Origin of the sequence: Actinomadura bangladeshensis (assembly GCF_004348335.1) — a bacterium.
Classification (GTDB): Bacteria; Actinomycetota; Actinomycetes; order Streptosporangiales; family Streptosporangiaceae; genus Spirillospora; species Spirillospora bangladeshensis.
The window spans coordinates 1-8,706 of the sequence record NZ_SMJW01000302.1 but is presented as its reverse complement, the minus strand read 5'-3'; the positions used below and the strand labels follow the sequence as shown (position 1 = coordinate 8,706).

Annotated in this window: 9 protein-coding genes and 1 pseudogene; 7 read left to right on the top strand and 3 right to left on the bottom strand. The window is 62.1% G+C overall.

What is annotated here, in order from left to right:
* Positions 1-90: 90 nt before the first annotated feature.
* A protein-coding gene (locus E1284_RS35425; protein ID WP_131944528.1) for an IS3 family transposase occupies positions 91-1,295 on the bottom strand; the annotation gives its coding sequence in 2 pieces (ribosomal slippage) (positions 91-974 and positions 974-1,295; 1,206 coding nt in all).
* A gap of 1,015 nt (positions 1,296-2,310) precedes the next feature.
* Here E1284_RS35425 and E1284_RS35420 point away from each other — a divergent pair.
* The 3 genes from E1284_RS35420 (at position 2,311) to E1284_RS35410 (ending at position 5,049) form a co-directional block, all read left to right on the top strand.
* Complete coding sequence (locus tag E1284_RS35420; protein WP_131944527.1) at positions 2,311-3,705, top strand: AAA family ATPase; 1,395 nt, start codon at positions 2,311-2,313, stop codon at positions 3,703-3,705.
* Positions 3,620-4,252 (top strand): RloB family protein, encoded by a 633-nt coding sequence (locus E1284_RS35415; protein WP_131944526.1) that lies wholly within the window; start codon positions 3,620-3,622, stop codon positions 4,250-4,252. The genes E1284_RS35420 and E1284_RS35415 overlap by 86 nt, the downstream gene beginning before the upstream one ends.
* A gap of 65 nt (positions 4,253-4,317) precedes the next feature.
* Positions 4,318-5,049 carry a BRO1 domain-containing protein gene (locus tag E1284_RS35410; protein WP_131944525.1) on the top strand — a complete coding sequence of 244 codons (732 nt, stop codon included), beginning with the start codon at positions 4,318-4,320 and terminating at the stop codon, positions 5,047-5,049.
* 206 nt (positions 5,050-5,255) lie between these two features.
* Here E1284_RS35410 and E1284_RS42035 read toward each other — a convergent pair whose 3' ends face one another.
* Both E1284_RS42035 and E1284_RS35400 read right to left on the bottom strand, forming a co-directional pair.
* Complete coding sequence (locus E1284_RS42035) at positions 5,256-5,570, bottom strand: hypothetical protein (protein ID WP_165965548.1); 315 nt, start codon at positions 5,568-5,570, stop codon at positions 5,256-5,258.
* A 437-nt stretch (positions 5,571-6,007) separates the two neighbouring features.
* Positions 6,008-6,436: a hypothetical protein gene (locus tag E1284_RS35400; RefSeq protein WP_131944523.1), complete on the bottom strand. Its 429-nt coding sequence runs from the start codon at positions 6,434-6,436 to the stop codon at positions 6,008-6,010.
* A gap of 176 nt (positions 6,437-6,612) precedes the next feature.
* On the opposite strand from E1284_RS35400, the gene E1284_RS35395 reads away from it, so the two are divergent.
* The 4 genes and pseudogenes from E1284_RS35395 to E1284_RS43445 all read left to right on the top strand — a co-directional run.
* Positions 6,613-7,629, top strand: a complete 1,017-nt coding sequence (locus E1284_RS35395; RefSeq protein WP_131944522.1) for a cytidine/deoxycytidylate deaminase family protein — start codon at positions 6,613-6,615, stop codon at positions 7,627-7,629.
* Positions 7,630-7,643: 14 nt separating this feature from the next.
* The gene (locus tag E1284_RS35390) at positions 7,644-8,210 is read left to right on the top strand and encodes a hypothetical protein (protein ID WP_131944521.1); all 567 of its coding nucleotides are present in this window, start codon (positions 7,644-7,646) and stop codon (positions 8,208-8,210) included.
* A 19-nt stretch (positions 8,211-8,229) separates the two neighbouring features.
* Complete coding sequence (locus E1284_RS42715) at positions 8,230-8,469, top strand: pentapeptide repeat-containing protein (RefSeq protein WP_207924132.1); 240 nt, start codon at positions 8,230-8,232, stop codon at positions 8,467-8,469.
* A gap of 112 nt (positions 8,470-8,581) precedes the next feature.
* Positions 8,582-8,706, top strand: a pseudogene (locus E1284_RS43445) (IS5/IS1182 family transposase); the annotation flags it as partial.

The window sequence follows — 8,706 nt, the reverse complement described above, 5'->3', positions numbered from 1 at the left end:
ATCCCCACGCTCGCGCAGATCAACCGACCCGCCGAAGACACCACCGACCAGACCAGCCCTGCTGACCAGGAGAAACACGCCGCCTAACGATCACAGGCCCCGGTCCCGTTTGACTTGACACCTACCGAGGGCCGAGTGCCTGCGCGTGGTGTTGTAGCGCGTGACCCACCGGAACACCGCCAGCCGGGCCTGGCGTGGCCCGGACCAGCGCCTGCGGCCCTGCAGGGTCTCTCGTTTCAGGCTGGCGTTGAACGCCTCGGCCAGGGCGTTGTCGGCGCTGGTGCCGACCGCGCCCATCGACTGGACGACGCCCAGGCGGGCGCAGGCGGCGGCGAAGTCGGCCGAGGTGTACTGGGCACCGTGATCGGAGTGGAAGACGGCGCCGTCCAGCCGCCCGCTGCGGGTGCGGGCCGCGGCCTCCAGCGCGTCGATGACCAGCTCGGTGCGCATGTGGTCGGCGATCGACCAGCCCGCCAGCCGGCGTGAGTACAGGTCGATCACGGTCGCCAAGTAGAGGAATTTGCCGTCTCCGACCGGCAGGTAGGTGATGTCGCCCACGTACCGCTGGTTCGGTGCCGGGGCGCAGAAGTCCCGCTTGATCAGGTCACCCACCTTCTGGTGGGAGGGCTCGGGCACGGTGGTCCGGACCTTCCTGCGCAGGTGCACGCCGACGATGTCGAAGGCGCGCATCACCCGCTCGATGCGCTTGTGGTTCACCCGCCACCCCTGATCGCGCAGCTCGGCCGTGACCCGCGGCGACCCGTAGGTGCCGTCCTGATCGGCGTGGATCCGCCGGATCTGCTCGGCCAGCGCCTCGTCGGCACGGCGCCGCTCGGCCCGGGCATGGCGGGCCTCACGCCACCGGTAGTAGCCCGACCGGGAGACCTCAAGGACATGACACAGCCGCTTGACGCTGAACAGCTCACGATGGTCCTCAACGAACTGGAAGCGACTCACCAGTTCGTCTCTCCCGCGAAATACTTGGCCGCCCGACGCAGAATGTCGCGCTCGGCCTCCAGCTCGCGCACCTTGGCGCGGAGCTGCCGATTCTCCTGTTCAAGCACGGCGTCGGAGGCTACCGGGCCAGCACCCGGCTCTGACCGGCGGGCCGGCCTGTCACCCTCGGCCTGCCGCCCGCCGGCCTCCCCGGCACGGGCCTGCCGCACCCACAGACGCAGCGTCTCCCGGCTGACACCCAGGTCCCTGGCCACTGACGCATACGTCCGCGACGGATCCGACAGGTACAACGCCACCGCGTCGGCCTTGAACTCCTCGGAGTAGACCTTCATCCCCACACGGGACCCCTCTCACCCCCAGACCTTCCATGATCCAGGGCGCTCAGGGTGTCCACACTCCGGGGGGAGGGCCCGACCGCAGGTGACCGTGATTGCCCCCCCTGATCACTGCAAACTCATTGGACGTCGCGGCGCCGTGGTTGGTGTGCCACACGTCTTCGGTTTGCTTGGGACGGCGGCCAGCATCGGGGCCTCGGGGGCAAGCAGACTCCGGTTCGGGCCCACGCATCGAAGCCGCGTGACAGCGACCGCACCAGCTACGAGACCTACCTCGGCCCTGCTGACACGGTCGTAGGGTAGGCCCCAGAGCGATCCGTTACGACTCTTCGCGTTGGCATGTCGTCATCAGCACTGCCGTAACTTCGTAAGCTCCTCAAGGGGCTTGCGCTCAACGTTAGCCAAGACGACCCGTTGCGTCTGCTAGGCCGGCTCCACTTCAGCAAAGACAATGCCACTGCGAGACGGCCGCCCGAGGCAGACCACCTGCGGCGTTCGCGAGCAGCGGAGTCGGCTTGCCGCTGTCGCTGTTGGCTCAAGGGTCTCCTCACCCCTGCTGCTTGCTCGTGTAGGCCTGCATCGGCTTCGGTGAGCGTGACCGCTACCTAGGCACTCCTGAGGCACCCAGCGCGAGGACATGATTGGTGCACGTCAATGCACCCGTATCGGTGCCCAGGAGCTTGCGCGTGTCACGAGAGCAACACCCAATGTGTCGATTGCTGTGCTTACGCTGCGATGCACCCCGTTTGCCGTGCTTGTGGACTGTCGGCCAGAACCGAGGGCAGGCTGAACCGCCGCGTCGGAGCATCAGCGCAGGTCAGAGGGCAGGTATGCGGTTTCCGTGGCCTTGGAGGTATGCATCGATGCAAGCTTGGTATGAATCAAGTTCAGCCGAAGACAGAGCTAAGCCATGATCCTCCTCTAGATTTTAGGTCGCCATGCGTCAACTATTGACGTCATTGGCACCTATACCCGTATGCTAGTAGCTAGGTAGACGTGTGCCACGACAGGAGGCAAGGTGCTTCTCCGCTTCCGTGTCGCCAACTATGCATCGTTGCGCGACGAGCAGGAACTTAGCCTGGTCGCGCTGGACGAGCACAGCGACCTGGCAGTGACGCATGTTCCAGATGACGACCTGCAGGCGCTGCCGGCCACTGCGATCTATGGTGCCAACGCTTCAGGTAAGTCCAACCTCCTTCAGGCGTTTCGTTTCATGGCTGACGTCGTGGTGGATTCACATCAGCGTTGGCATCCAGGTGCCTCAATACGTCGCAATGCTTTCCGCTTTGATGGCGAAAGTCTTCAACGCCCTTCCGAGTTCTCTGTCGATATCGTGATTGATGGAGTCCATTACGAATATGGCTTCATAGTCGACGATGAGGCGGTGCGCGGCGAGTGGCTTTACAGCTTTACGAAGCAGCAGCGACGCGTTCGTCGTCTCCTTTTTGAGCGTTCAGGGTCCGATGGAAGCGCCATCCGCTTTGGCGAGCATCTAAGAGGGAAAAAAAAGGCTATCGCGGACCTGGTCAGGCCAAACAGCCTATATCTGTCGGCTGCAGCAGCCAATAATCACCCACTCCTTTCTCGTTTGTATCAATGGTTCCAGCGGGAGTTTATTTACATTGATGCCGGCGAGCCCTGGGCGAGCCTTTCATACACATTGCATGAACTGGAGGAACACGACAAAGAGGGCGTATTGAGTCTGCTCAACTATGCGGACTTTGGCCTGATTGATGTTCATCAGGAGGCTCGGCCGCTAGACAAAGACACTCGTGACAAGATTATCGCCTTCATCAGGGCTGTCGATCCTGAGCATGCCCCTGACGATGGGGTAGAGCTTCACGATGCGCCCCGAGTGGAGTTCATCCATCGCGTCGAATCCCAGAATTACAAACTGCCCTTGGAGTTGGAATCCAGTGGAACTCGTGGATGGTTTGCCCTTTTGGGGCCAATAATTCACGCGCTTTCGTTTGGCAAGCTAGTGGTAGTGGATGAACTGAACGCTTTCCTGCATCCTCTTCTCGTTGGAGAACTGGTTAGGCTGTTCCAGGACCCCAGGTTCAACGAACATGGGGCACAACTAGTTTTCAACACACATGATGTGACGTTGCTGTCATCCTTAACTCCTGCGCGCCTCCGACGGGATCAGGTCTGGCTCACAGACCGCACGGCAGAAGGAGCCACGGTCCTGCGCCCTCTGACGGAGTACCGGATCAGAGACGGTCTCGACAGCGTCTTCCGCGGGTATCTAGTTGGTCGATACCGGGGCGTACCTGTTTTCGATGACTCCTTCCTAGAGTGGACCTTCGCACGGCACACTAGGAGGCATGGCTCATCGGCGAAGCAAGGCTCTGCAGAGGAAGCAGGGGAAGCTCGCGGAGAGGAAGCGTTTCCTCATCTACTGCGAGGGTGAAGTCACCGAGCGCCTCTACCTCGGTGCCTGGAAGCGCCAACTCAGGATTCCGGGTGTGAAGTTCGGAAGTACTTTCGGTGAGCCACTCGGACTCGTCAGAGCAGCGATCGACCATCAGTCCAGGGCGCCGCATAGTGCGGACGATCAGTACATGGCTTACGACCATGTGTGGTGCGTCGTAGACGTTGAGGCTCCCAACCCGCATCCGGGACTGGAGCGGGCCTTAGTTCTGGCCAGCCGAAACGGGGTTAAGGTCGCACTAACTAACCCTTGCTTTGAGCTATGGCTTATGCTCCACCTAGTTGATCACCGTGGCTATCTCACTACTGATCAAGCGTGCCGCTGGTTGGAGAAGTATGGTGATTGCGACTATTCGCAGGACGCAAAAGTGTTCGACACCGAAAAAGTTCTGCGAGGATATGAGGATGCGCGGTCGAATGCACTTCGTCTGACAAAAGGCAGTTCGGAGGCGGATGTTATTCGAGGCCAGAACCCTTCTTCCTCGGCGTGGGAATTTGTCGATAAACTTCGCCGTCAAGTGGAGTAGACGGCAAGCTTGTATATGTGATCTCACGTTTCAGTCTGTCGTTATAACATCAAACATGGAGAAAAATGTTCGATCGCAATGCGGGCTATCCCACGGCCGTGGCAAGTAACGACGACGAAGGTATGCACGCTGCTATCCGCTGGTGCATAGAACACCTTGAGGACGGAGACACTCTGCGGGTGTGGACCTTTCTCAAGTCTAATCTGCGCAACTGTGCCCCGCTGGAGCGACTCGTCAACGAATATTCCAGGGTCGAACACGTCGTTGGTAGAGGCGGCGCCCCCATGCGCGGCAATGGCCCGGTGTTGATGGCTTGGCCTGATATGGACGACATCGGCCAGTTGGTGCAGTACGGTAGCCACGGCATTCGAGCGTTGTGCGTCATCGTAGGAAGTGAAGACCGACTCAGGCCCTGGGTGACAGCGGTGCGACCCGCCATTCTCGGGGACGGCTCTGCCTGGGCTGACCTGGCGCCCGAGCTTGATCCACTTCTCATCGAGGAGTTGAAGAGCCTTACGCTAAGCATCAACCACAACAACACCATTGCAGCGGGCTTCGAGAAGAATATGGTAGTTAGTACCCTGCTTGCATTGCACGATGTCGGTATCCGACTGGACGGTGAAGCTATGCAGGCGTGGGCTCTCGCGAACGGATGGTCAGGAAAGAACCCGCAACATCTGGCGAAGTACGTGAAAGACATCAATACTGGTAAGCGGCCACGAGCGCAGCAGATGCTCAGTTCTGACTATCTCGAAAAATTGCGTATCCGGGCTGCAGGAGACAACAGCGACAAGTGATACTCGCGGCGCGGGGATCAGATGAGGAACGATCTCTCACATGAGTAGGCGGCTCGTAGTTCGACTACATGATCGGTAGTGATGTCCAGGTCTAGTGCCCCATCGGCTTTCGATGTCATGTCACCCCTCCCGCTGTTCGCCTAACTGAGATCATCTGGTGCCACTGCTAGACTCGCGTGGTGGTGAGTGAGTTGAAGGCGGCCAGGTCACGGCGGACTCTTGTGCTCACGCCGGAAATTCTGACCAAGCTTCGGAAGTTGCACTGCGACCGGGCCAAGGCGCGGCTCGCCCTCGGTGAAGCGTGGCAGGATCACGGGCTGGTCTTCCCCGTCCGGGGTCGGCACGTCTACCGGCCCGGACAACTTCTCGCACACCTTCTCCAGGCTCGCCAAGCGGGTGTGGGGCTCGGTCACTGGCACCCGCACAAACTCCGGCACTCGGGCGCTTCGCTGGTGCTGGCGCAGGGGACACCGTTGCACGTCGTCTCCGACGATCCTCGGGCATTCGGGGATCGCGATCACGAAGGCCACCTATGGGCATTTGGTCGTGGAGGATGAGCGTGCGCCGGTGGAGGCCATGAGCGGCGCTCTGTTCGGCGGCTGAATCCCGTGGCTCCCACAATGGCTCCCACGGCGCGGCGAGTGCCCCTTCCAAGATCGGAAGGGGCCTCTGGGCTGGGAGCCGGCGAGGGGACTTGAACCCCGGGGGGCGAGGCTCGACGGAGTCGAATGCGTGTCGACTTGGCCTTGAGGCGACGGCCGGCACGGGCCGACCGCTCTCCCTCGCCTGACCTCATGGCTATCGGGGAACCATCCCCGCGTGCGCGGGGCAGACCTGCTCGTTGTCGACGACACGTGAAGTTTTCACGTGTCGTCGACACGGCTCCGCTGTGGCCGAGCAGCGAGTGGTGTCCGCTAGGCGGGGTCCCCCTCTTCGGCGGCGCCTCCTTGGTCCGGCTTCAGATCCCCTTGCCGCAATGCCAGGAGGACTCTGAGCCGAGGTTCAGGCATACCCGCGTTTTGTAGCCGTGGTCGTCGTAGTGCCAGCCCGTGTTGCGCTGGCCACCGTTCTTCACGAGGTAGAAGTTCGAGATCTGCTTGTACTTCCCGCGCTTGTGGCTGCGTTCGAGCTTCATCCCGCAGACGGTGCTGGAGGAGTAGACGACTCCTTGGGCGTTCCATCGGCCGTGGAGCTTCTTCGTGTTGATCCAGACCTTGCAGGGGCCGCGCTTGACGACCGAGGCCGGTTCGAAGCCCGTGGGGCGGACCGGTGCGCTCTGCTGGTTGGGACGCGTGGGTGCGGTGCTGCCCGATGTCGCAGGACCGAGAGACCCGGCGGTCACAGCTGCGGCGATGATCGCGAAAGCGGTTCGGTGAACGATCTGCATGTCAGTCCTTTCGGCTTTTGTGCCATTCTGCCGTGGCGGTATGGTGAGGATCTGTCGTGGTCATTTCTAAGCGAAGGGGCGTGCGTCTGTCTCCTGCGCAGATGCGGGGACTTGGATGCGTGCGCGCAGGTGAGCGCTACCGCGCAGTTGCGCACCTGTACGTAAGGGCCTGCCGGATGGACAATGTGCGCATGAGTGGTGCGCAGACGCTGAAGCAGCAACTCCCTTGCCCTTACAACCAGGATCTTTCGAGCGTGCTACGCAATCTCGACCGCCGCACACCGGCCAGCCGGAACAGACTGGCCAATGATCCGGTGACCGCTGCCTACCTTGCCGCAGGCATGCGCTTGATCGAAAACCACCTCGGGCCGGGCGCCCGGAGGTCATGCAGTGATCCCGACGACCTGAACTCCATCGAGCGCCCCATGCTGAGCTTCCTGTCACAACGCGCGGTCGCCGCCGAAGTCGCCAACAACCCCGAACCGTTCCCTCAACTCGGCAGCGTTTCGACCTTGAGGTCTTCCTGGAAGTCCCAGTCAGACTTCATCGCGGATCTCTTGCGGTTCGGGCTATGGACTCGGTACCAAGAGAACCACTGCGTCGTGACCGAGTTCACCGATGTCATCGAGGGAATGATCGCCGGACCGAACTTTGTCCGATGTGTGCAGCAATTGGGATACTTCGACCTGCTGACCCTCATTGATAGGCCGCGGTTCCGACTCGAACTCATCGCTGCCGCGGGAGCCGAGGGCGACGAAGTGATCCTCAATGCCATGACCGAGAACTACCAGGATCTTTTGGGGCAATGGAAAGCCGTCTTCGCTGAAATACTCTCGGCGAGGGGTTTGCGGTTGCGCACCGGCGTTTGCCTCGATGACCTGGTCGGCATCGTGGCGGCTGTCGCCGAAGGGGTTGCCCTGAGGGCTCTGACCGATCCCCAGGCCGGGGTGATCGACCACGCCCGCCATCGCTCACTTCTCGGAACGGCGTCCCTGGCGTTGATTCGAGGCTGCGTCGAACGAACTGACGACACCGACGGACTCAGCCTGGAACAGGCGGTCAACGCGATGATCTATGACCTTCCGAACCCGGCGCCGACCGACGGACCGGTACCGGGGGCGACGCCCGACAAGGCGGAAGAGGCCGCCGAACTCTCGATGCAGGCAGTCCGATCACACACCGTGGAAATTTGAGGACACCAGGACAAATGGCGGGCTCTGACAACGGCCCCGCCGATCCCGAAGAAGCCCCCGACCGTGAGCCCTCGCCTCCTGACCCATCTCCAGGAGGACCAGGACGACGGATCCGGCGCCCGGAATGGCGGCGCCGACGGCCCGCGCAACTCACGCCGCCGACCCAGGCAGAACTCGACGCGCTCGCGGCCGACCGGCGGCTGGAGTTGATGGACCTTGCCAAACAGCGGCTCCACCGGCGGGTCAACACCTGGGTCCTGATCGGAGGCGTGCTCGCCACGGTCGGCACGCTGCTGATCAGCGCCCAGACACTGCGCACCTCCCAACAGGGACAGGTCACCGACCGCTACACCAAAGCCACCGAGCAACTCGGCTCAGGCAAACGCGATGTCCGCACCGCCGCCATCTACGCGCTGGAACGCATCGCCAAAGATTCCCCCCGCGACCGGCAGACCATCCGTGATGTCCTCGCCACCTTCGTCCGCGAACACGACCCCCAAGGTCAAGGAAAGCGCTCTGCCGGCAGAGCCCGACACCGATGTCACCGCCGCCCTCACCGTTCTGGCGCGACGGCACGCTGATTCCAGGAGCACACCATCCTTGGACCTGCACGGCGTCCGCATCCCCGGAATCACCCTCGCGGACAAGCCCGACTTGGCCAAGGCGAACCTGACCCGCGCGAACCTGTCCCGTGCGTCTCTGGACGGTGTGAATCTGGCCGGCGCGAATCTGCTCGGCGCAAGCCTGGCCCGCTCGAACGCAGGCGCCGCGAACCTGGCCGGCGCCGACCTCAACGGCGCCGACTTTTACCTGACCTACATGGAGCCCATTCCAACCTGAGTGTGCAGGTCACAGGTTCGTCGCGGACGACGGAAGCGGGCTGTGAATGAGTGAAGCTCCTGCTAGATGAGGTTGTCGACCAAGATCAACCTTGTCCGCACAGGAGCTTCACGTGCTGTTCTACCGTGCCGCGCTGGATCTGTCGCGCCCGACCCTGACCTTCGTTACCGGGCTGGTGCGCGATCACCGGGACCTGATCGGGTCGCGGTGGCGAGCACTGAGCCCCGAGCGCCAGGC

Coding starts and splice junctions, on each gene's coding strand:
- E1284_RS35415 (WP_131944526.1), top strand. CDS start 3,620: ATGGCTCATCGGCGAAGCAAGGCTCTGCAGAGGAAGCAGGGGAAGCTC.
- E1284_RS35410 (WP_131944525.1), top strand. CDS start 4,318: ATGTTCGATCGCAATGCGGGCTATCCCACGGCCGTGGCAAGTAACGAC.
- E1284_RS35400 (WP_131944523.1), bottom strand. CDS start 6,436: ATGCAGATCGTTCACCGAACCGCTTTCGCGATCATCGCCGCAGCTGTG.
- E1284_RS35395 (WP_131944522.1), top strand. CDS start 6,613: ATGGACAATGTGCGCATGAGTGGTGCGCAGACGCTGAAGCAGCAACTC.
- E1284_RS35390 (WP_131944521.1), top strand. CDS start 7,644: ATGGCGGGCTCTGACAACGGCCCCGCCGATCCCGAAGAAGCCCCCGAC.